Annotated in this window: 18 protein-coding genes; 12 read left to right on the top strand and 6 right to left on the bottom strand. The window is 44.6% G+C overall.

Translation table 11 applies throughout. The annotated features are described in order from the left end of the window. Positions 1-34: 34 nt before the first annotated feature. Positions 35-1,042 carry a serine/threonine-protein kinase gene (locus tag PH210_RS17565; protein ID WP_289987354.1) on the bottom strand — a complete coding sequence of 336 codons (1,008 nt, stop codon included), beginning with the start codon at positions 1,040-1,042 and terminating at the stop codon, positions 35-37. 363 nt (positions 1,043-1,405) lie between these two features. Continuing rightward, on the bottom strand, positions 1,406-1,777 hold the full coding sequence (locus PH210_RS17560; RefSeq protein WP_289987352.1) for a winged helix-turn-helix transcriptional regulator: 372 nt from the start codon (positions 1,775-1,777) through the stop codon (positions 1,406-1,408). A 152-nt stretch (positions 1,778-1,929) separates the two neighbouring features. On the opposite strand from PH210_RS17560, the gene PH210_RS17555 reads away from it, so the two are divergent. The 4 genes from PH210_RS17555 to PH210_RS17540 all read left to right on the top strand — a co-directional run bounded on the left by PH210_RS17555 (position 1,930) and on the right by PH210_RS17540 (position 5,663). Then, positions 1,930-3,138 carry an MFS transporter gene (locus PH210_RS17555; protein ID WP_289987350.1) on the top strand — a complete coding sequence of 403 codons (1,209 nt, stop codon included), beginning with the start codon at positions 1,930-1,932 and terminating at the stop codon, positions 3,136-3,138. Then, positions 3,139-3,975 carry an aldo/keto reductase gene (locus tag PH210_RS17550; protein WP_289987348.1) on the top strand — a complete coding sequence of 279 codons (837 nt, stop codon included), beginning with the start codon at positions 3,139-3,141 and terminating at the stop codon, positions 3,973-3,975. 338 nt (positions 3,976-4,313) lie between these two features. Beyond that, positions 4,314-5,087 carry a class I SAM-dependent methyltransferase gene (locus tag PH210_RS17545; protein WP_289987347.1) on the top strand — a complete coding sequence of 258 codons (774 nt, stop codon included), beginning with the start codon at positions 4,314-4,316 and terminating at the stop codon, positions 5,085-5,087. 87 nt (positions 5,088-5,174) lie between these two features. After that, entirely contained in the window at positions 5,175-5,663 is a 489-nt protein-coding gene (locus tag PH210_RS17540; protein WP_289987346.1) for a DinB family protein, read from the top strand. Here PH210_RS17540 and PH210_RS17535 read toward each other — a convergent pair. Continuing rightward, positions 5,646-7,046 (bottom strand): aminotransferase-like domain-containing protein, encoded by a 1,401-nt coding sequence (locus tag PH210_RS17535; protein WP_289987344.1) that lies wholly within the window; start codon positions 7,044-7,046, stop codon positions 5,646-5,648. The two genes, PH210_RS17540 and PH210_RS17535, sit on opposite strands and share 18 nt — an antisense overlap. Before the next feature lie 115 nt (positions 7,047-7,161). Here PH210_RS17535 and PH210_RS17530 point away from each other — a divergent pair, with 115 nt between their 5' ends. Further along, positions 7,162-8,073, top strand: coding sequence for a DMT family transporter (locus PH210_RS17530; protein ID WP_289987343.1), 912 nt, complete (start codon positions 7,162-7,164; stop codon positions 8,071-8,073). Between the two features lie 32 nt (positions 8,074-8,105). On the opposite strand, the gene PH210_RS17525 is transcribed toward PH210_RS17530, so the two are convergent. Together PH210_RS17525 and PH210_RS17520 are read right to left on the bottom strand one after the other, a co-directional pair. Next, positions 8,106-11,000: a DEAD/DEAH box helicase gene (locus tag PH210_RS17525; RefSeq protein ID WP_289987341.1), complete on the bottom strand. Its 2,895-nt coding sequence runs from the start codon at positions 10,998-11,000 to the stop codon at positions 8,106-8,108. Between the two features lie 473 nt (positions 11,001-11,473). Further along, positions 11,474-13,114 carry an SWIM zinc finger family protein gene (locus PH210_RS17520; protein ID WP_289987340.1) on the bottom strand — a complete coding sequence of 547 codons (1,641 nt, stop codon included), beginning with the start codon at positions 13,112-13,114 and terminating at the stop codon, positions 11,474-11,476. A 247-nt stretch (positions 13,115-13,361) separates the two neighbouring features. Here PH210_RS17520 and PH210_RS17515 point away from each other — a divergent pair, with 247 nt between their 5' ends. Beyond that, the gene (locus PH210_RS17515; RefSeq protein WP_289987338.1) at positions 13,362-15,737 is read left to right on the top strand and encodes an Ig-like domain-containing protein; all 2,376 of its coding nucleotides are present in this window, start codon (positions 13,362-13,364) and stop codon (positions 15,735-15,737) included. A gap of 224 nt (positions 15,738-15,961) precedes the next feature. Here the strand turns inward: PH210_RS17515 and PH210_RS17510 are convergent, their stop codons facing one another. Then, positions 15,962-16,288, bottom strand: a complete 327-nt coding sequence (locus PH210_RS17510) for a hypothetical protein (RefSeq protein ID WP_289987337.1) — start codon at positions 16,286-16,288, stop codon at positions 15,962-15,964. A 315-nt stretch (positions 16,289-16,603) separates the two neighbouring features. Here PH210_RS17510 and PH210_RS17505 point away from each other — a divergent pair, with 315 nt between their 5' ends. The 6 genes from PH210_RS17505 to PH210_RS17480 all read left to right on the top strand — a co-directional run. Continuing rightward, positions 16,604-18,673, top strand: coding sequence for an Ig-like domain-containing protein (locus tag PH210_RS17505; RefSeq protein WP_289987336.1), 2,070 nt, complete (start codon positions 16,604-16,606; stop codon positions 18,671-18,673). A gap of 156 nt (positions 18,674-18,829) precedes the next feature. Continuing rightward, complete coding sequence (locus PH210_RS17500) at positions 18,830-19,276, top strand: PaaI family thioesterase (protein WP_289987335.1); 447 nt, start codon at positions 18,830-18,832, stop codon at positions 19,274-19,276. Positions 19,277-19,378: 102 nt separating this feature from the next. Further along, complete coding sequence (locus PH210_RS17495) at positions 19,379-19,843, top strand: VOC family protein (RefSeq protein WP_289987333.1); 465 nt, start codon at positions 19,379-19,381, stop codon at positions 19,841-19,843. A gap of 92 nt (positions 19,844-19,935) precedes the next feature. Next, positions 19,936-20,511: a hypothetical protein gene (locus PH210_RS17490; protein WP_289987331.1), complete on the top strand. Its 576-nt coding sequence runs from the start codon at positions 19,936-19,938 to the stop codon at positions 20,509-20,511. Positions 20,512-20,623: 112 nt separating this feature from the next. Beyond that, entirely contained in the window at positions 20,624-22,696 is a 2,073-nt protein-coding gene (locus PH210_RS17485) for an Ig-like domain repeat protein (protein WP_289987330.1), read from the top strand. Between the two features lie 95 nt (positions 22,697-22,791). Next, positions 22,792-23,058, top strand: a 267-nt coding sequence (locus PH210_RS17480; RefSeq protein WP_289987328.1) for a transposase, incomplete at its 3' end; no start/stop codon positions are given.

The following is a 23,058-nucleotide window of genomic DNA, read 5'->3' as shown; positions in this document are numbered from 1 at the left end:
TGGTCCAATTTCAGCAGTTGGCTGTGAGGGTAGGCTAACGCCTTTTTTTTCCATGACTCTTTCCTTTATCACGGCTTTTCTCCTTGCTTCGTCTTTTTTCTTTATCCCGCCGTTTATCGTTGCTTCCACTACTACTATCATTATCGCGTTTTCTATCTTTATCCCGATTTTTGCTCCTATCACGGCTTGGCTCCATTTTATATTTAAATTGTTCTTCTTGTTTAGCCCAATATCTATCGATTTCGTCCATGATTTTGTCCATATCGTACCCTTTTAGGACCATCATTTTGACCCATTCTTCTTTAAAAACCTTGTGGGCTAAGCTTTCTAGTTGAGCAGCTTTTTTGCTCTCATCTTTTGTTGTTAAATACTTTTTACTCAAAATTTTTACGGTATCCTTTTCTTTTGGATTGGCAAGTAATACTTGGTAAATATTACGAGATATCTCATCCATACGAATGTAATACATCCATTCCTCAAACAGATCAGGAGCTAGTTGTTTTACATGTGATAAGAATAATTCTTTGTTTTCTTCACCAAGTGAAGTCAGTAATTTACGGGGATATGGATAGACGCGATCCCGCCAAACTGTCCTCGCTACATCAATTACTTTAAGATTGCCATCCGGCTGAAGGTAAATTTGCCGTTTATGATGGTCGATCCTTTCAAAGCCAATTCTTTTAAAAGTGATTAACATCTCAATCAACTTATAGGAAAGTTCGATTGTAAGTGGCTGAGATTGCAGGTATTCACGCAAATCAACCCCTTTGACAATTTCCATCACGATATAAAGTTCCCCAGCCTCGTATATACGTGGAAAAAGGTTGGTATGTTTTCCAAGTGAATAAGCATAATTTTCCCGTTGGCAATCTTCTGGATTCCCAAATATCTTTACACATATGTCGTCTGATAATTTAAAAACAGCTCCTTGCCGTCCTTTACCCATCATCTCTAATGGTGAGTGATTCACTACTTCCACATCTGCATTTTCCACATTTTGAACGGATATCATTTTTAGTATTTCTCGATGGTTAAAATACATTTCTTCCCTCCTTTCGTGTCATAGGAATAGGAATAGCTGCGTACTAACTATTCCTGTAAAAAGAGGAGTTTCCCCCCCAAGATATTGTTGTGGTTTAAACCTTTGGAATGGGTTAATCTATTAAACTCACATCATCAAATAGAATAATTAGTTAAGCTATTACTATAGTTAATTCTATAATCTTCTAAAAGGTAAAGGCGAAATTACTAGTAATAGAAAATGTATTATTAACACAAGGGAAAATTAGTTTAAGCTTAGTTTTGAAGAAGCATCATATGGGGCTTTTACTTACGGCGGAAAAGAATAACCCCCTCTACTAGAGTGGGGGCTATAAATTAATACTGGGATGGTGCCTGACACCATCTATTTAAGTTTATCGTTCAAAATGTTATCTTCTAAAACGGCGAACTTATCGCCATAAATTTTTGTGATGTGTTTTTCGCCCCAGTCGCACAGGGAATTCAGAATCCCTTCCAGGCTCCGGCCGTACTCGCTCAACTCGTATTCCACCTTTGGCGGCACCTGATTATAAACAATCCGATTGATTACGCCGTCCTCTTCCAGCTCCCGCAATTGCTGGGTCAGCATTTTTTGTGTAATGCTTGGCATCAGCCGCTTCAAATCACTGGTCCGCTTTTTTCCGTGCGTTAAATGACAAAGAATCACACACTTCCATTTGCCCCCGATCACCTCAAGCGTCGCCTCAACCGATATATTGTACTTCTTTTTTTCCATAATTAGACCATCCTCCTCACTGATAGGCACCAAAAAGTACCTATATTACTTTTAGGTATCTATAGCACTTTAAAGTGCGTACTTCCTAATTACTTGCCCATATCCCATAATAACATTTGTAAGTTAAAAAACAAACTAGAGGAGGAAACATTATGCCTTTAAATAAAAGACAAAGCACACTCGCGCTGCTGGCCTTAGCCGTGAGTGCCTTTGCCATCGGAACCACCGAATTTATCAGCGTAGGCCTGCTGCCGCTGATTTCCAAAGATTTACACATATCCGTCACCACCGCAGGACTGACGGTTTCCTTATACGCCCTGGGGGTCACATTCGGCGCTCCAGTCTTAACATCCTTGACATCGCGCATGTCACGGAAAACCTTGCTGCTGTGGATCATGATTATTTTCATCATCGGCAACAGCATCGCCGCCAGTGCTACCACCATCAGCGTTTTGCTGGCTGCACGCGTGATTTCAGCTCTGTCGCACGGCGTCTTTATGTCCATCGGCTCAACCATTGCTGCTGATCTCGTTCCGGCCAACCGACGTGCGAGCGCCATTTCGATCATGTTCTCCGGCTTAACCGTCGCCACCGTGACCGGCGTACCGTTCGGAACCTTCATCGGACAGCAATTCGGCTGGAGGTTTGCCTTTGTCTTGATAGTGGCAGTTGGCATCATCGGCTTCTTCGCGAACCTCGCTCTCGTTCCTTCTTTTTTGAAAAAAGGAACTCAGACCAGCCTTCGCGATCAATTCAAGCCCCTGACCAATGGCCGGCTTTTACTGCTTTTCAGCATCACGGCGCTGGGGTATGGCGGGACATTCGTTGTCTTCACCTATTTATCACCATTACTGCAAGATATAACTGGTTTTAAAGAAGGAACCGTTGCCGTTATTTTACTTGTATACGGTGTGGCCATTGCGATTGGCAACATGGTCGGCGGGAAGCTGTCGAACCGCAATCCAATCGGCGCCTTATTCTATATGTTTATCGTCCAAGCTGTCGTGCTTTTTGTCTTGATGTTTACAGTCCCATTTAAAATTGCTGGCTTAATCACGATTATTTTGATGGGATTGCTTGCTTTTATGAATGTCCCAGGTCTGCAAGTTTATGTGGTGATATTAGCGGAATGTTTCGTGCCGAGTGCTGTGGATGTGGCGTCTGCTCTGAACATTGCCGCCTTTAATGCAGGTATCGCGATTGGCTCCTATTTGGGAGGAGCAATCACAGATTCTATCGGCCTTATCCATACTACATGGATCGGCGCTTTGATGGTTTTTGGGGCAGTTATCTTAACAGGTTGGAGCCGTTCGCTGGAGCGGCGTGATCATAGTTTTTCAAAATTAGAGGAGGTTTGTTAAATGAACTTACAAACAACAACAACATTAAATAACGGAGTAAACATGCCATGGTTTGGATTAGGAGTATTTAAAGTGGAGGAGGGCCCTGTGCTGGTGAATGCAGTGAAGTCTGCAATTAAACATGGTTATCGCAGCATTGATACAGCAGCAATTTATGAAAACGAAGCGGGCGTTGGAGAAGGAATCCGTGAGGGGCTGGCGGAAGCGGGGCTTTCCCGTGAAGACTTATTCGTCACCTCCAAGGTTTGGAATGCTGATCTTGGCTATGAGTCTACCATTGCAGCATATGAAAGAAGCCTTGAAAAGCTTGGTTTAGAGTATTTAGACTTGTACTTGGTGCACTGGCCGGTTGAGGGGAAATTCAAGGAAGCTTGGCGGGCATTGGAAACGTTGTATAAGGATGGCCGGGTTCGCGCGATAGGCGTGAGCAATTTCCAGGTTCACCATCTTGAAGATTTGATGGCTGAGGCGGAGATCAAACCGATGGTAAACCAGGTGGAATACCATCCGCGCTTAACCCAAAAAGAAGTCCAGGCATTTTGCCGGGAGCACGGAATCCAGCTGGAAGCATGGTCTCCTTTAATGCAGGGTGGATTGCTGGACAATGCTGTTTTGGAAGAAATCGCAGGCAAATACAGAAAATCGCCGGCACAGGTAATTTTACGCTGGGACCTGCAGAATGGCGTCGTCACGATTCCAAAATCGGTTAAGGAACACCGAATTATTGAAAACTCACAGGTATTTGACTTTGAACTTACAGATGAGGACATGCAAAGGATCGACAGCTTGAATCAAAACCACCGCGTCGGTCCAGACCCAGATAATTTTGATTTTTAAAGAGGTAACTGGGTGCTCTTAAGGGTGAGAGCGGCGGCGGAATAAATGGTGAAGTTTGCGGAATTAAGAGGAAAGTTCGCGGAATTCCGCCGAAAATGCGCGAAATAAACAATAAAAGGCGCGGAATACATCCAAATATCCGCGAAATAAACAACCAAACAAGTAAAAAAGGGTTCCAGCCATCGCAGCTGGAACCCTTTTTTACTTGTTTGGTGTCTCCTGATAGTAGACAAATGTACACGATTAGTGCCTGACACCAATCTAAAAGAGGGTAATTTTCCTAATTTTCTGTTATATTAGTTTGGAAATATACTTGTTTGGATTAGGGGGAGTGGGGAATGGCGGGAACGGTTCATACGGATAGTTGGAATGCCAGTTTATATGACAGTAAGCATTCTTTTGTTTCTCAATATGGTGAGGATCTTGTCAGTCTGCTTGCACCTGAGCAAGGTGAAAGCATCCTTGACCTAGGCTGCGGTACAGGTGATTTAGCGAACAAGCTGCATCAAATCGGAGTCCATATTATTGGCATTGATAAATCGGAGAATATGGTCCAACAAGCGCAAAAAAAATACCCAGAAATAATCTTTAACGTGCAGGATGCAGTGAGCATGCCTTTTACAAACGAATTTGATGCTGTCTTCTCCAACGCAACGCTTCACTGGGTAAAAGAGCCAAAGCAAGCCTTACAAGGTATCTTTCAAGCACTAAAGCAAGGGGGAAGGTTTGTTGCGGAGTTCGGGGGGAAGGGCAATGTTCAAACGATCACAGACGAAATCATCAACCAATTAAGAATCTCTGGGATTGATTTTAGGAGCGGTCAATTTCCTTGGTATTATCCAAGCATCGGCGAATATGCAGCCCTTATGGAACAGGTTGGGTTTCGAGTAACACTGGCTCAGCATTTCGACCGCCCTACACCGCTGGAAGGCGAGAACGGATTAAGGAATTGGATTGAAATGTTTGCAATCAGTATGTTCGAAGGCTTAACAGCGGAAACAAAAGATGAAGTCATAAACAGAGTTGAAAAAGCTCTTAAAAAAGTTTTATACCAAAATGGCCAATGGCAGGCGGATTATAAGCGAATTCGAGTGGTGGGAGTAAAAGAATAATGTGCTGCCAGCTCAAAATGGCAGGACCCGTTGGGTAAGCAAGCGACAATAAAGACGCATTTTATAAATAAGAAAGCAGGTGCACCTATGCATCAAAACGAATATGCCTGGGTCCAACAGACCCGGCAAATATTACTCGACTTTTGCGGCGAGCTGGAACCAGAGGATTTTACCCGCCAAAATGGATTCGGCTTTCAAAGTGTGAGAGACACATTGGTACATATGGCCGATTGCTATCACGCATGGATTGGCTCATTTGTTTTATTACAAACAAAAAAGCCGTTAACCCAAAAAGAAGACTTTTCAAAAATGAGTGTAAATGAAATAAAGGCACGCTTTGAACAGGCCGATTCGTATGTCTACGAGTTACTTGAATTACTCGGAAATCAACTGAATGAGCCGATACATCGGAACATCCCCTGGAGAGAAACACCAGAGCCACTTACCATCACGCCAGCTAAATTGCTAATGCATACCATCACACACGAATACCATCATAAAGGTCAAATTGTCGCGATGATGCGCCAGATGGGGTATAAACCGCCTAATACAGATGTTTTAGGGACGGAAGATTGACGAAGCTTGCGCCACCTTCACAAATTTAGCGATCCCTTCACGCAGCTGCTTTTCATTGACGTAAGAATAACTTAACCGGATCCAGGAGGATGGTTGTTTTAATGGATCACAAACTTGACCCGGCACAAAGGAAATAGATTGCTCAATACTTTTGGTCAATAATAGTTCTGTAGAAAGATGATCGGGCAGCTTCACCCATAAATTCAGGCCGCCGTTAGGACTGGTCCAGTGCCAATCGGTTGCCTTCAAAGCTTCCTCCATAATTTCTTTTCGAATATGCAGCGCAATCCGGAGTTTCTCCAAGTGCTGCTGCATTCTTACGGATGAAAAATAATGGAGGAATATTTTTTGATTGAGAAGCGGCGAGCCATTATCTGATAATGATTTTACCGTGATAAGTGATTTCATTAACGATGATTGGCAAATAACCGCGGCAATTCGCAAACCTGGTGAAATATACTTACAAAAGCTTCGGATGTAAATGACGGTCCCAGCCGTATCAAATGTGTAAATGGGCGGCGGCGGGGCCTGGTCGAAATAGATGTCATGATAGGCGTCGTCCTCAATTAAAAGACAGCGATATTGTTCCGCCAATTCAACCAGCTTTTTGCGCTGCCAGGCGGGAACCGTATAGCCCGTTGGGTTATGGACCGTTGGGTTGAGATAAAACATGCGAGGTTTATTATTTTTAAAAATTAATTCAACCTCCGCTAAATCGTACCCATCCGGATGGATCTCCACCGCTTCAATTTTTGCTCCATATGCTCGAAAAAGGTCAATTGCCGCACTATAACTCGGACGTTCGAACAGTACAACGTCCCCCGGCTTGATCAAAGCTTGTGCAACTAAATGAATCGCTTGCTGGGAGCCGGAAGTGATTAACAGATGATCGGCAACTAGCTGGGTTTTATAGCGGCTGATGAAATATTGACTAAGGACCTCGCGAAGCTCTGTATCCCCCTGCACAGTCGAATAGGTGGCAAGGACCTTTGGATAAAGGTCAAACACATTCTTCACATAATCGGAAAGGAAATGATTCGGCAAAAGATTGGGATCAAGCAACGCCTGAGAAAATTGATAGGAAACCGGTGATTGATGGATTTCCGATAAATGATTTTTTTGGACATAGGCGGAAACGATAGGGTTATCGAAATGTTCCAGGTTTTCCGCCCCACCCTGCTCGACGAAATAGCCGGCCTTATCTTTTACATATACTTTGCCGTTTTGTTTCAGTAATTGGTATGCCTTTAGGACCGTTAATCGGTGAATATCCATTTCAGATGCTAATTTTCGGACGGAGGGCAGTTTGTCATGTTCTTTCCATTCTCCGCGTTCGATTCGGTTCATTACATAATCATAAACTTCTTGAAAAAGCGGCTTCACATCTACCCCTCCTCTGTAATGCGATTGTACCACGATTCCGGTCAATCTGTTCTATTTGATTCCATCTGTTCTATTGCCCTTCTTTTATGATAGAAAAAAAGGAGGAGTTATAGGAATGATTATAATGAATTATATTTTGATGTGTTTGATTTTTGGAACGACGTTTCTGGGGATTAAAATTGGCGTGGATGCAGGCGTGCCGCCATTTTTATCAGCAGGACTGCGTTTTTTAATAGCGGGCTTGCTGCTGTTTGGCTTCATGGTTTGGAAAGAAAAAACGCCGCTTTGGCTGTTATTCCGGAAAGAGATGTTTTTTACCGGAGTCTGTTTAACGTTTGGGACGTTTGCAACCCTTTATTGGGCAGAACAATATGTGACATCCGGAATTGCCGCGGTTTTATCGGCGACAGGTCCGATGATGATTTTAGTAATTCAGGGATTGATTTTAAAACAAAAAGAGAACCGGCAATCCTTCATTGGCTGTATGGTGGGGCTAATTGGGGTCACGCTGTTAATCCTTCCTAGTTTTTCCATCAAATTAAACCCCTTTTGGATGATTGGCTGTCTGGCCATCTTAATTGGAGAGGTCTTTTATGCAACAGGGGCAATTTATACAAAGCGGGTCGTTCAAAAATTTGAAACGGTCTCGCCGATTGCCTTGAATGCAGCGCAAATGATGCATGGCGGGATCCTATTAATCCTGTTATCTTTGTTTACCCAGGACATTCAGCCTGAAAAACTGTTAAGTCCAGCTTCCATTGGCTCACTTGTTTATTTGACGATTTTTGGTTCGATGATTGGGCATACCATTTTTTATTGGCTGGTCTCACGGACCAATCCGGTTTTTCCTTCGACATGGCTGTATATCTCACCCTTGATTGCCGTGATCCTGGGAGTGATTTTCTACGATGAATATATTTCTTGGCTGACCGCGCTCGGGACGTTGACGATTATTGTTGGAACAGTATTAGTTAATTTTAAATGGGCTGTTTTTCAAGGCATTAAAAGCTTTTCTTTTAAAAAATAGGAAAGGGACCCTTTTTGATTAGGGTCCCTATTTCATCCTAAATTCACTAGATCCTTCAGTTCATCTGTAGACAGCTCGGTAATCCAGTTTTCACTTTGAATAATTTGATCGTTTAAAAATTGCTTCTTCTCGAGCATGGCGTCGATTTTTTCCTCAAGCGTTCCTGTGCAGATTAGTTTGTGCACGTGGACGAACCGCGATTGGCCGATCCGGTAGGCGCGGTCGGTGGCCTGGTTCTCAACGGCCGGATTCCACCAGCGGTCGTAGTGGATGACGTGATTCGCCGCCGTCAAGTTCAAGCCGGTTCCACCAGCCTTCAGGGACAGCAAGAACACAGGGAACTCGCCGTTTTGGAACCGTTCAATCATATCGTCACGCTGCGTTTTCGATACGCTGCCATTGAGGAACGGCACATCGATGCCAAAGTTCTTTTTCAACGTGCTTCGAATCATTTCACCCATTTCGATGTATTGCGTGAAAATCAGACAGCTTTCGCCTTGCTCGAGCACCGCTTCAATTAATTCGACCAGCTTTTCCAATTTATTGGAGCGGTCCAGGAGCTGTCGGTCAGCGGATTTTTCTTTTAAATAAAGAGCAGGGTGGTTACAGAGCTGCTTTAAGCGGCTGAGCATTTGTAAAATTAACCCCTTGCGCTCAAAGCCGGACAATTTTTCAATCTCCGCAAACGTATCATGGATGAGCTGCTCGTACAATGAGGCCTGCTCGGCAGTGAGCGGGCAGTACTCCTTTTGCTCGAGTTTGTCTGGGAGGTTGAGGGCGACCTCCTCATCCTTTTTCGTGCGGCGCAGCAGGAACGGACGAATCATTGATTGCAGCTGCTGCACTTTTTCCTTTTTCTCATCTTTTTCAATCGGAATCACGAACCGCTTTTGGAATTGCCCCAGGCTGCCAAGATAGCCATGATTGGTAAAATCAAAAATCGACCACAACTCGGACAGGCGGTTTTCCATCGGTGTCCCCGTCAGTGCGATGTGATGACGGCCGCGCAGCTTGCGGACCGCCTTCGACTGTTTCGTCTGCGCGTTTTTGATGTTCTGCGCTTCATCGATTGCAATGGAACTCCACAGCTGCGACTCGAACTCCTCGGAATCCAGGTGGCTCAAGCCATAGGAAGTGAGCACGACGTCGGCATCTTTGACTTTGTCGGAAAAACCCTCCTCTTTCAGGCGATTCGAACCGTAGTGGAGGTAGACGTTCATCTCCGGAGCAAAGCGCTCGAGCTCTTTCTGCCAGTTTCCAAGCACCGAGGTCGGACAGATGATCAATGCCGCCTTCGTCGGCGTTTTCGCGGGTGCTTCGTCCTTCGTTTTCTTGCTCCGTGTAGTGTTAATGGTGTCAGGCACCACTGGCTCCTCATCCTTTACCTTCAACAAATAGGAGATGAGCTGGACGGTTTTCCCGAGACCCATGTCGTCGGCGAGGGTGGCGCCAAACCCGTACTGGCGTAAAAACCAAAGCCAGCTCATGCCAAGCTGCTGGTAAGGGCGGAGCTCGCCGTTCAGCCCGGCAGGCACGTCTACCAACGGTATTTCGTGCACCTCGGACAGCTGCTTCATCATTTGCTTCCATTGACGGTTCAACTCAATTTGAATTTTTGCAAACGCCTTTGGATTTTCTAAGTCGTCTTCTGTTTCGCCTGCCTCGACCAGCTCCTGCTCAAGCAAATCGCGGACATGCAGCCCTTCCTTTTCAGCCCGTTTCATCAAATCCTGAATTTGTCGGATGAACTGCGGATCAAGCTTTACCCAGCGGCCGCGGATATACACGAGCCTTCTTTTTTCCTCCACCAGCTGACCGAATTCTTCTTCAGACAGATCGACCCCGTTCATTGAAAAGCGCCAATTAAAGTCAAGCATGGCCTGAAGTCCGACGAACGAAGGACGGTGGCTGGATGTTCCTTTCAGCGACGCTTTCACCTTGAGGTTGGCATTTTTCATGGCCTGCCACCAGGAAGGGAGGAGAATCTCGACATCAAGCGCGAGCAGCGTCTCACTTGCCTCCGTTAAAAACATCCACGCTTCTTCTTCGGTAAGGTGTGTTTTAAAATAGCCATCCTCGCTAAGCCATGGAATCAGCTTGGTCCATCGCTCCTGCTCGCGGTCCACTTTTTCTAAATATGGCCGCCACTTCGCCGGGATTTTCGCGACTCCTTCAATATCATAAACTTCATCAGTATTTTTCTTGCCGCGCAAAAAGACATCCAGCGTCCAGGCGCCTTCGCCTTCGATTGGTTCATCGAGCCGGAGCCCGATGGTGAAGGGGGTGTCGCTCTCCTTAATGCCCACCCACTCGAGCCAGCTTTCTTCATCAAAATAGCGGGAAAGTTCACGGCCAGAGATATTTTGCTTTTTCAGGAGGTCGAGCTTTGGCCCGAACAGCTCTTTCATCGCCGAATTTCTGGTGAGATAGGCGTCAAGGGCGCTATTGTATAAGTCGGAAATGTAGGTCCGTGTGGATTGTGTTGCATTTGGTTCGACCTCTTGTTCCCAAAAAGACGGGTCAAACTCATCCTGGACCCGTTCCGGCAGCTTCCAGCGGAAATCCCCGTTCTCCCAGACCGAGAAGTCGGGGAGCCAATCTTTTTCCAAAATGCCTTCATAGAGGGAAAGAGCCGCGGCCAGGCAAAGCTCGGATTGCTCATTCCAGTCCCATTCTATAAAGCGGTTGAATGACTCTTTGGCAAAAAGGGAGACCAGCTGCCAGCCGCTGACCGCCACACCGGGGGCATCGTCGACTGTCTCAGTCTCAAGGAGTGTCCCAAAGAAGCTTTCCGCATGGCTGCTGAAAACGAGATTCTTCCAGATGGATGGGTCCATATTGTTGCCATGCTCATCCTGAGCCGTCAGGAAAAAGCGGTCCTCACCTAATTTAGTTGTCAGCAATTTCATAAACCTTGTTTTAAGCATCGTATGTAAACTCCTTTAAGGGGGAAAGAACATCATTGACGATTATTTGAAGTTGGAGGGGGGGTTGGGATTTTCCAAATAATGTCTAAATGTACAAAACACCTCGAAAAATAGACAAAAGCATTTAAAAAATAGACAAAGTCACTAAAAAAATAGACAAAACTACTGAAAAAATAGACAAAACCTATCAAAAAATAGACAAAACCTCAATAAAGTAAAAAAGTTTGTGTGAAAAATCCTCAAGAAACATTCCTAAAATTCTATTTCATAAAAAATGGGTGAACTTTGGGTATCTTATTTGCGCATAATCCAATTTTATTTGCGAATCCATGGGGTTTATTTGCGAAAATACCCTTTTTATTTGCTAATCCAAGACGTTTATTCGAGAATCAAAACAATCCATTCATAATGTCCACCCGACGTGGACAAATTGGTGAAAGTGTCCACGCGTGGTGCCTGACACCATTAACGCACTATTCCGTTGAAACCTCTATTAACTTGCTCCGCTTGCATTCTTCATGAAATGCACGTAATCTCTTGGTGCGTTCCATCAGGGTATCTAAGAAATACTGCCAGTCGTCGACGCGTTTCAGCTTTTTGTATATGGTTCGGAGTTTTTTCAGATGCCGTACGGCCATTCGATAGCTCGCCCGGTTTTTCTGGTCGATTTCGCGCTGGGCGGTTTGGTGGAGCATCGCCAGCAGCACCTCCGGACGCTCCTTCTCGACAATTTTCAGCTTATCCTTCGGCAAATCATAAAATTCCATGCCGACAAACGCATGGAGCTCGCCCCAGCGGTCGTACTGCCCGCGTTCAAACAACAAATACTCATATTCTGAAAAACTATATGGGAGCGTCTGCAGCAAAGCTCGTTCATACAGGTCCGCCCGGTCGCTTTCTGCACAATAAGAGGCAATCGCCCGAAGCGCAGTCCTTGTAAACGTCGTGCAGCTGCGATACCCGCCCAACACCTCTAAATAGCCTTTTATTTTTTGTAAAAATAAATCAACCAACGGCCCGACGCGGCGCCATGCTTTCAATTGACTCAAATAGTCAATCCAATAAACAAGATAGGGCGTGAACGTGGCATCGTTAATCATCCCGAGCATTTTCAACGCCAGCTCATCGTTTTGCAGCAGAAAATTCAAGTGAATCCTGCCAGCCACAAGCGGAAGAGGATTTTCCCAGTCCTGAAGCTCCTTCCCGCGCGCTTGGATCTTCTCAAGTTCGGCTTCCCGCCATGGTTTCTTTTTAAAAAGCGAGGCCCACAGAAGGCGGTACAAGTATATCCGCTCATATTCCAGCACCGAAGCACAGGTCAGCAGCTCGAACGCATCGTCCTTCAGTTTCTCGATAAACTCGTCAAAGGCAAAAGGTAATGATTGCACCCCAAATTTGCCGACTAACTCCTCGGCATCATCCATTAAATTATGGAAGAGATGTAGATAGACGCGCTTAACCATTTCCTCACCGTGCCCCAGCTCCTCCGTCAGGACGGCGAGCTTGCGGAAGGAAACCACAATCCCGATCAAGTCATAGAGCATGCGCCATTCCTGTTCAACAGGTGCACTTGCTTGGATACGCCTTGAAAAGATATCGAACAACTCGGGAATGACGTACGGACTCGTGTATTTTTCCGTAGCAAGCAGGGTATCAAAACTGACCTCAAAGGAATGGACCCAGCGGCTGTAATCCGGCTTCAGCACCCCGTTCGCCTTGATTAAATCCTTCGCTGTCTGCATGCCCCAGTTCGTGAGCTCCTTCTTCTCCTGCATCGGTTCGCGCCATGCCGTCACCCAGTCCGAAACGCTGCCCACCTTTGCATAAGCCGCAAAGAATACTGCCATCTTGTGGCGGCACCATCCCTCATACGGACATGAACATTCGCTCAACGTATAAAAACTGAGGTCGAGCAGCACCTTTACCGGCGTCACATCCTGCACAACAGCTGTAACCTCATCTTTTTCTTTATGTAATTGGGTAACAAGTCCTTGCCGGTACAGCATTAATCCTTTTTGGACGAGCCGCGCATCCTCGACAGAATTTGGACTCAGCAATTCCCGGATTTCCTCTGTAAAGTCATCCATTATGTTATTTTCAGGTGTCGACTCCAAGGCCGCGACCCCCTTTATTTGAAAAATAAATACGTTTGTTTAAAAAAATCCATATTCCTTTATTATACCCAAAAATTTGCGGTTAGAGGAGGGGGGCGCTCGAAAAGCGTATTTTGAGAACTAAAAAGAACATACAAAAAAACGCTGGGTCTATAAGCCTATTATTTTTTTACTATGGAATGGAATCTTACGTCCAAATCAGCAATATATTTTTCAATGTATAACAATTAAGGAGGCGATAGTTGGTTTGGGGAGAAAGATTTTTCTATTCGTGCTAAGCCTTTTGCTGGTGCTGCCAGGAGCGGGGCTGGCGGCAGTTACAAGCTCAAAAACTATTTCGAAATCCACTAGTAATCAAGTAAAAACTCAAGCAGTAGCGAAAACCAATGATACGAGCGCGCCAGTTGTGCAAAATTTTCAAACTTCAACGTCCACAGCAAAGCCCGATGCGACCGTTCAATTTACGGCTGTGGTAACAGACGATTCAGAGGTGGAGGGAGTGGATATCCATCTTTACAGCAGTTCAGGGCAATTCCGCTACATCTCACTGTCCGTCGATCAAGCCTCCGGAAAATGGACGGGAACGTATAAAGTGCAGTCTATCGACGAAAATGGACCGTGGACGGTAGAGGTTTCATCATGGGATACTGCCGGCAACTTTATGCAGCAGGAACAGGGCAAAGTGACCATTTTGAATCCCACCGTAGATGCTACACCGCCTGTAGTAAAAGATTTGCAAGTCTCTCCAAAAACCGCAAAACCAAAGGAGACCATTAACTTTACGGCAAGTACGGCCGATGAAACAGGCGTAACGGCAGCAACCGTTTACCTGACAAGTGACTCCAGGGATTTCCGTGAAGTTCCTTTAAAGTTTGACGCGGCAGCGGGAAAATGGGCCGGCTCTTATCAGGTACAAGATAATGATGAAAGTGGGGCTTGGACGGTGGAAGTGAATGCCAGCGATGCCGCCGGCAACAACACTTGGTTTAGCGATCCAAGCGGCATTACGATTACGAATGCAAATGCTGACACGACCGCTCCAGTGGTCGATAGTGTCGAGCTTTCCGCAACCCAAGTTAGTCTTGGACAGGAAATAGGTATTTCTGCAGCATTGCACGATGATCAATCAGGGGTAAGTTCAGCAGCAGCTTCTTTTGCAAGTCCGAGCGGCATAATGCGTTCTGTTGACCTTACATACAATGAGCAGTCACAAAAATGGGTCGGTACGTATAACATTAGCCTTGCGGATGAGCCTGGTGAATGGACCTTAAGGGCGCTGGATGTATCCGACAAGGCCGGCAACCGCACTTGGGATTGGCAGGATGGGAAAACCTTCACCGTTACGAACCCGGATGCAGACACGAAGGCTCCGACATTTGAAACCGTGGCAATCGGCCCATCAAACGTCAAAACCGGCCAAAAGGCCAAAATTGTAGTGACAGCACTCGATGATAAATCAGGTGTGGAAGCGGTAGACGTGCGATTATCAAATCAGGAGCACAATGCAAAGGATACAGTGAGTCTCACTTATGACGAATCGGCACGTGAGTGGGTGGGATGGTATCAGGCCACGAAGGATACGTTGCCAGGTGTCTGGAAAATAGATTCTATTTTTATAAAAGATAAAGCGGGTAACAGCGCAACCGTTTTTGCTGATGGGTCGTTCACAATTGAATCGGACACAACCCCGCCTGCGAAACCAAAAGTGAAGGAAGTAACGGATAAGGATCAGACAGTCACAGGTACGGCGGAGGCCGGTGCGAAGGTAGAAGTAAAGGCTGGCGGGTCTGTTTTAGGTTTTGCAACAGCTGGTGAAAATGGTGAATTTTCGGTTCCGATTACACTTCAGGTGTCAGGCACCGAACTGAGCGTCACGGCCGCCGATCAGGCTGGTAATGTTAGTGATGCTACGGTGGTGGTGGTAAAAGATGTGGATGCGCCTGCGAAGCCGGTCGTGAATGCCGTGACGGATAAGGATCAAGCGGTCACAGGTACGGCAGAAGCAGGTTCCAGGGTAGAAGTAAAGGGCGGGGGCAAAGTAATCGGTTCAGCGGAAACCGGTACAGACGGCAAGTTTTCGGTCACGATTCCGACGCAGGTGTCAGGCACCGTATTAACCATTGTCGCTATTGATAAGGTTGGAAACGTGAGCGAAGCCGCAACGATTGTCGTCTCAGGGACAGAGGAAAACCTTGCTGGCTGGGTGTTCCGGGATGGCAAATGGTACTATTACGATCCCGCCAGCTTTAAGCTGAAAAAGGGCTGGTATAAGGTCGGAGGCACTTGGTATTATTCCAATCCCGATGGTGTTATGCAAACCGGCTGGATAAAGGATGGCGCCAATTGGTATTACCTCAACACGAGCGGCGCAATGGCAACGGGCTGGCTGAAGGACGGCGGTGCCTGGTACTACCTCAAGCCAAGCGGTGTAATGGCTACCGGCTGGTTGAAGGACGGCAAGTACTGGTACTACTTCAAATCAAGCGGTGCAATGGCAACGGGCTGGCTGAAGGACGGCAAGTATTGGTATTACCTCAACACGAGCGGCGCCATGGTAACCGGCAGGGTAAAAATCTCAGGAAAATGGTATTTCTTCAATAGTAATGGGACTTTAAGAGGATAAGAGGGCTCCCTTGGCCGGATGGCTGAGGGGGTTTTTCGTTTGTAGTGGGGGATAGAGGGTGGCAATTAGCGGATAGCGGTCTTCAATCAGCGGATAAAGGGAGCCAATCAGCGGATAGTGAGCACAATCAGCCGATAAGTGGTGTCAATCAGCGGATAGCGAATGCCAATCAGCGGATAACGCAGCTCAATCAGCAAATAACCATCAAAAGTCATTGGCGCCCATTAATAATGACTCAAATACTGCAAGGTAAAAAATGTACCAAACATCCCCATACTTTTCACTGTGACAATACCCGAATCTCCAGCACTGTATCTTTTTTCAATATAAATAAAGAAAGGATTGGCGGCTAACTTATTCATCGTGGGAATTAAAGGAAAGGTACCATCTTTAGTAGTTTGCTGACAAATCCCATTCACACATTGAATACCGTACTTTGCACTGACCCAGTCCTCAAACTCGGCCTCAGCAGGGTTCGTTAGCTTCAACGTAAATAAGAGGATTACGCCTAGGCTAACCAACACCATCAAAATAACTCGAATTCTTTTCATATATTCGGCCCCCTTAATGAAAAGAATTTCTCTCTTTATTAAAAAAATCCTCTCCATTAAAAAAAGAAATCTTCTTATTTTGCGGGCCTGACGATTGTTCGGCCACTCTTAAAATATATCGGTCTCTTTTTAGGAAGGTCACAATACCCTGACGGCCACTTCCTAAAACACTGTTTACCTTGCACAAAATTCAAATAATATTCATAGATTTGCTTCCCAACCACTTGCTTACCCTGTTAAAATAAAAAGGATTTAGGAGTGTTGTTCTATTTCTGTTAAAAAATGACATTTTACTAGAATGAGGGGGAAAACAGGTTGGGCAAAAAGTTCATCCTATTATTAATATGTTTAATGTTAAGTCTGCCGGGGGCAGGGCTGGCAAGTGGAGTTGACAACACGAGCAGCCAAACGAGCATAAAGTCAGCCAACACTAACAGCTTAACCAATCAAAACCAACAGACACAGCCAAAATTAAGTATCGAAACAACACAGGAGCCTTCGCTCGAAAGCTATACAGTTACACCAAGCGAGGCAAGAGTTGGCGACATCATTACGATTACTGCAAAAATAAACTCGCCATCCTATGTGATCGATAAAGTCCAAGCAGAGTTTTACGGGGAAACCGATAAAATCATCGACATGAAATTCAATAGTACAGATGGAACGTGGACCGGAACCTATCAAATAAAGGAATATGACCATCAAGGGTACTGGCATCTTGACTTTTTACTTTTTAGCAAGGAGTACTGGTGGTTTAAATATGCACAAGCCATTAAAGTCATTAACCCGAACGAAGACCGTGTGGGTCCACAGGTTAACAGTATTACCATGGAGCCGCAAACAGTAAAAGCAGGCGAGCCTTTTAAGGTCACTGTCAAAGCAGCCGATAATATTGGCATGAAATCGGTTAAGGCAGATTTTGTAAGCCCAGACGGCTCAATCTGGACAGGCAAGCCTCTTACGTACGACAGCAGCAAGGATGAGTGGTATTTCATCCACACATTTGAAGGAAATACGAAGCCTGGCGATTGGAAATTACAAATTCAAGCTAAAGATATACCTAGTAACGTGACAACCGTAAACAAAAACTTCCAGCTGACCAATGAGCTGGCAGATTTTACTCCTCCCAAGGTCGACAATATCACCATAAACAAACAAGAGGTCAAAATTGGCGATGAACTGAAGGTTACGGCTAACATCACGGATGACAAATCCGGTGTGGCCACGGCGGAGCTGCGCATTTGCGACGTACAATGCTATCAGTCACCTTTTTCAAAAAACCCTGCAACTGGATTGTGGGAAACGACCCTTCGAATTGACCGGTATATGTTGGCAGGCACCTATCAAATTGATATACAGGTTTATGATAAAGCAGGAAACCTAACCTATCCAAAAATTGATCAGGTTTTAAAATTAGTAAATCCGGAGGAAGATTATACTGCTCCTGAACTTACTAATTTTCAGGTAACACCGCAAACAGCAAAGCTTAACGAAGAAATTCATTTTTCTGCGACGGTGGCAGATAAACAGTCAAGTGTTCAGGAGGTTAGTCTCTATCTGTTCAACTTGACCACCTACCAAAACCGTAACGTGAACTTAATTTTTAATAAAGCTACAGGAAAATGGGAAGGGTCTTACCGTGTTCAGCTCAATGATGCCCCTGGGGTCTGGAGGATTGATGTACATCCAAAGGATACCAATAGTAACGAAATCGTGATACTTGGCGTTAGTCAAATTACCATTGATAATCCCAATGCTGACCTTATCGCACCAGCTAAACCGATTGTCAATGAAGTAACCGACATAGATACCACGGTTACGGGCCAAGCTGAACCAGGCTCAATAGTAACCGTGAAGAGTGGAGGTTCCAATCGTTACACCGCCATTGCCGGAGCGGATGGCAAGTTTGTGGTCAAGATTCCAGCTCAGTGGGCAGACAGCCCTTTATATGTCACAGCAACAGATATCGCTGGAAATACCAGTGAGGAAACAACAATCTTCGTTGTAAAAGCAAGACTTTCCGGCTGGGTGAAAAAGGATGGATACTGGTATTACTATGATCCAACGACCCATATCGCAAAAACAGGCTGGCTGAAGGTCGGAACAGCTTGGTATTATTTCAATGGTGCGGGCATTATGCAAACCGGATGGCTGAAGAGCGGTTCAGCCTGGTATTACCTTAACTCCAGCGGGGCGATGGCCACTGGCTGGCTGAAGGTGAACTCGGTTTGGTATTATTTCAAGTCCAGCGGAGCAATGTTAACCGGCTGGTTAAAGCTCGGCACAAAATGGTACTACTTTAACCCGAGCGGCGGAATGATGACAGGCTCGGTAAGAATCTCTGGAAAAACCTATTATTTTGACAAAACTGGCGCATTAAAATAAATCTGTGACTCCCTTGGCAAATTGACCGAGGGAGTTTTTTTGCCATTATCGAATAAATAGATCAGCCGCTTCTTGTTGTTAAAAAAGAGACAGTTTATGGTATGATTTTTATAAAAAGTACAGAAAATTCTAACTATGTAAATGGAGGCTATAACGATGAAGCATTATAATCAATTAAATAAGGTATTAACCGGGGATGCTCCTGGAGCACCGATTACGCAGCTGCTCGGGATTGAACTAGTTGGACTGGAAGAGGGAAGAGTGGTCATGGAGATGGAAACCACGGAACGGCTGTACAATCCAATGGGGACACTACATGGCGGAATCCTCTGCGACCTTTCGGATGCCGCGATGGGGTATGCGTTCGCGAGCACTTTGGCGGACGATGAGGCTTTTACCACAGTGGAAATAAAACTAAACTTTCTGAAACCAATTTGGAAATCAAAGCTTCGTGCTGTTGGACAAGTTATCAAGAAGGGGAACTCGATCGGCCTGCTTGAATGCCATGTTTATGATGAAAAAGAAAGCCTTGTTGCCCATTCCACCAGTACATGTATGATCTTAAGAGGCGACAAGGCCAAGGGCAGATCGACAAAAGAATAACCTGCGACTTTTGATGGAGAAATAATCCCACCAAAGCACAATGTCTCCAACCAACAAAACCACTAAAATGAAATCATCTAATACAGATTGGTGGTAGGCTCAATGAGAAATGCGAAACTATATGAAACCCATGTTTACTGTAAAAACCTAGAAAAATCAATCGAATTCTATCAAACACTCGACCTGGATCTTGCCTATGTGCTTAACGAAAGAAGGGCCGCCTTTTTCTGGCTTGGTGAACCTGGTACAAAAGAGCAAATGCTCGGAGTTTGGGAAGTCTCGGAGGACCAATTTTTCAAAAAGCACTTCGCTTTCGCACTATCCTTAGAACAATTACATGAACTGCCGCAATACCTTGAAAGCAAAGGAATCAAGCTTCGGCCTGCGTTTGGATTAGATGCATCGGAACCGGTTGTCCATGCCTGGATGCCGGCCGCGTGTTACTACTTCGAGGATCCGGATGGGAACTCGCTTGAATATTTGGCTGTACTAGAAGGAGACTCGCAGCCTGAACTGGGTGTCGTCCACCTCAGCCAGTGGAACCAGCAATCCCCAAAAAAAAGGTAGATTTCTAAATGAAATCTACCTTTTTCCCTTGTTATTTCCATCAATTTATATTAATTATATAAATGACTATATTTTTTAGGAGGAAAAAGGAAATGAAAAAGGGACTGATTTTTGGGATAGGTATTTTGGGAGTTATCTTTATATCTATTTTTCTAATAAATAATCAAAATGAAAAAACATCCGCTGGCCAAAAACAAACATCAGTAAATCAAGAGAGCAAGGCCAACACCACCCAAACAAAACAAATAGAAAAAGCAGCGACCAGCACCTTTCAGACAGGAACCGCCAAAGGAAAAACCACTGGAAAAACCACTGAAAACACAGCAACAAAAGAAAACAAGGACAAGCAATTAGAAAAATATCGAATGGACTTCGAACAAATCAATAATACAGCTGACAAACGAGTGGACTCCTTAATTGAGCAGGCCAAAACGGAGTATAAGGCCAAAAAGGAACGAAAGGAAGATTTAACTCAATTTAAGCCTAAGTATGAGGCAATCTTAGAAAATTATGAGCAAAAGACGAAATCACAATTCGATTTTTACTATAAATCCTTAGAAAAAGATACGGCCAACAAAGACGCAGGTCAGGAATTTACCGCAGACTATCAAGCCAAAAAAATGGAACGTTATAAAAAACTAAAAACTGAATTAGCAAAATTATCATAGGGGAATAGCAATATTTCCCTATTATTTTTTTCCTAATATTATGGAATTAATTGTATGATAGGGGTATAATTGTTAATTGGTTAATAGATAAAAAGAATTGGGGGAAAATGGTTTGTTTAGAAAGGTTTTTTTACTAGTAATGAGCCTATTGATTTCCTTGCCTGGGGCAGGATTGGCGAATACTAGTTCACAAAGCAGTACAGGCATAAATTTACAAGCTAACACTAGCAAACTAGTGAATTCTGAGGAAACCGCAAATTCCTTAGAATATACAGAGGACTATAACGGTCCTGTGCTGGAATCCGCAACAATTACACCAAAAGAGGCAGCGGTTGGCGATACTGTTACGATTACCGCAAAAGTAACAGATGACGAATCAGGTGTAGGTTCGGTACAAGCCATCTTTTATGGCAATTCCGATAAAACGGTAGACCTGACTTATAACAACGAGACAGGGAATTGGAGCGGTACCTATAAAATCGCGGACTATGACCATGAGGGGACATGGTATCTTTATTTTGATATGTATGATAAGGCAGGGAATTATTCATACGGAGATACAAATGAATCAATCAATGTCACGAACCCAAATGGAGATTTTGATCCTGCAGTCATTGAAAAAGTAACGATTGACCCGCAGCCGGTTCAGGCAGGAGAGCAGGTTAATGTAACGGCAAAGGTTACCGATAATCTGGGAATCCAATCGGTAAAGGGAAATTTGTTCAACCCGGATGGTTACTATGAAGGTGAAGTGATTTTTACATATAACAGCACGGCCGACGAATGGAAAGGATCGTCTACGATTGGTGCCAATGCCTATCCAGGTGATTGGACACTAGATGTAAACGTGATTGATAAGGCTGGAAATTATTCGTACGATTCCTCTACGTTCCAGGTAACCAATGAAAATGGTGACTACAAGGGGCCGGTCATTGGCGATGTGACCGTAAACCAACAGGTGGTTAATCCTGGTGACGAACTAACGGTGAAGGCAGACATTTCAGATGATAAGTCTGGTGTGGACTACGCCTACACATTATTGTGCAGTAACGATGAGTGCTACAGTTATGATCTTGTCAAAAACCCATCGACTGGGCTTTGGGAAACAACGATTAGTATTCCAGGTTACCTTAAGCCTGGCACGTACGAAATACAAATTCAGGCAAGTGATAAGATTGGGAACTATGGAGAAAAAACACTAGAACAGACGTTAGAGGTTCACAATGACGGCGATTATACACCGCCAGTGGTCGAGGACTTTCAAATTTCCACATTGACAGCAAAACCAAATGAAGAAATCACCTTTACTGCGTCTATTACTGATGATCAGTCAGGAGTTGGCGAAGTTGAGGTTTATCTGAATAGCCCATCCGGACAATTCCGCTGGCTTTCTTTAAATTATGATGACGCTCTTGGTAAATGGGTTGGCACCTATAAAGTTCAGTCAAATGATGAGCCAGGCACTTGGACTGTCGAGGATCGTGTGAGTGATATGGCAGGCAATGGAACATGGAATAATCATGGCGAAATTACCATTGATAATCCAGATGCTGATTTTACCGCACCAACGCTCGAATCGTTTGAAGTAAGCCCTGAATCGGCAAAAGTGGGAGAAACGTTAACGTTCAAAGCAAAAGTGAGCGATACACAATCAGAAGTGGCTCAAGTCTTTGTTGATATATATAACACGGAATTCGAGCACGGTCAGCAAATCGACTTAACGTATGACCATACTTCTGGATACTGGGTTGGAACCTATACGGTTGATAAAACCGATTCGAATGGAAGCTATGAACTTTCTGTATTTTTCGAGGACACAGTCGGAAATAATGATTGGAGCTACCCGCAGCAGACTGTAACAATTGAAAATCCGGATTATGATGGAACTGCTCCGACGTTTGAGAATATTGAATTATCGGCAGCTGAAGTCAACTTTGGCGAAGATTTAACGATTACGGCCTCCCTTCATGATGAACAATCCGGGGTAAGAGAAGCTTATGCTTATTTAACCAGCCCAAGCGGCGAGGGCAGAATCGTTGATTTGACCCACAATGCCGAATTGGATAAATGGGTTGGAACCTTTACGATTGGGTCAAGAGAAGAAAGCGGTCAATGGACCGTAACTGAATTAAATTTCTTTGACAATTACGGCAACGGGAATTGGGAGTCGATTGGAAAAACCTGATAAAGTCCATATAATTGTGTAAAAACAAAGAGTCATTTTATTCACTCTTGGCAACACTGTTTTCAGCGACGATAAACAATGAAAAGAGGATTAAAATGACTCACTTACAGTTTAACCTAGATTTAGACCTTTTAAAAGAATCCGTCATCAATTCTAACCTGGATATGGTGATTAAATCAGCGATTGTCTTAGTTCTTAATGAAGTCATGGAAAAAGAGAGGGACGATTATTTACAGGCCGCTGCTTATGAACGTTCTCCAGATCGCCGGGACTACCGAAACGGCTACTATGAACGTGAATTGATCTTAGGTATTGGCAAACTAAAGCTAAAGGTACCCAGGACCAGAAATGGTGAGTTTTCC

The organism is Paenibacillus sp. BSR1-1, assembly GCF_030403775.1.
Lineage (GTDB): Bacteria > Bacillota > Bacilli > Bacillales > Cytobacillaceae > Neobacillus.
Note: the sequence above shows the minus strand (reverse complement) of the source record. Positions and strands in the feature narration are given on the sequence as shown.

Coding starts and splice junctions, on each gene's coding strand:
- PH210_RS17500 (WP_289987335.1), top strand. CDS start 18,830: ATGAAGCATTATAATCAATTAAATAAGGTATTAACCGGGGATGCTCCT.
- PH210_RS17545 (WP_289987347.1), top strand. CDS start 4,314: ATGGCGGGAACGGTTCATACGGATAGTTGGAATGCCAGTTTATATGAC.
- PH210_RS17550 (WP_289987348.1), top strand. CDS start 3,139: ATGAACTTACAAACAACAACAACATTAAATAACGGAGTAAACATGCCA.
- PH210_RS17510 (WP_289987337.1), bottom strand. CDS start 16,288: ATGAAAAGAATTCGAGTTATTTTGATGGTGTTGGTTAGCCTAGGCGTA.
- PH210_RS17560 (WP_289987352.1), bottom strand. CDS start 1,777: ATGGAAAAAAAGAAGTACAATATATCGGTTGAGGCGACGCTTGAGGTG.
- PH210_RS17555 (WP_289987350.1), top strand. CDS start 1,930: ATGCCTTTAAATAAAAGACAAAGCACACTCGCGCTGCTGGCCTTAGCC.
- PH210_RS17490 (WP_289987331.1), top strand. CDS start 19,936: ATGAAAAAGGGACTGATTTTTGGGATAGGTATTTTGGGAGTTATCTTT.
- PH210_RS17540 (WP_289987346.1), top strand. CDS start 5,175: ATGCATCAAAACGAATATGCCTGGGTCCAACAGACCCGGCAAATATTA.
- PH210_RS17525 (WP_289987341.1), bottom strand. CDS start 11,000: ATGCTTAAAACAAGGTTTATGAAATTGCTGACAACTAAATTAGGTGAG.
- PH210_RS17530 (WP_289987343.1), top strand. CDS start 7,162: ATGATTATAATGAATTATATTTTGATGTGTTTGATTTTTGGAACGACG.
- PH210_RS17565 (WP_289987354.1), bottom strand. CDS start 1,042: ATGTATTTTAACCATCGAGAAATACTAAAAATGATATCCGTTCAAAAT.
- PH210_RS17495 (WP_289987333.1), top strand. CDS start 19,379: ATGAGAAATGCGAAACTATATGAAACCCATGTTTACTGTAAAAACCTA.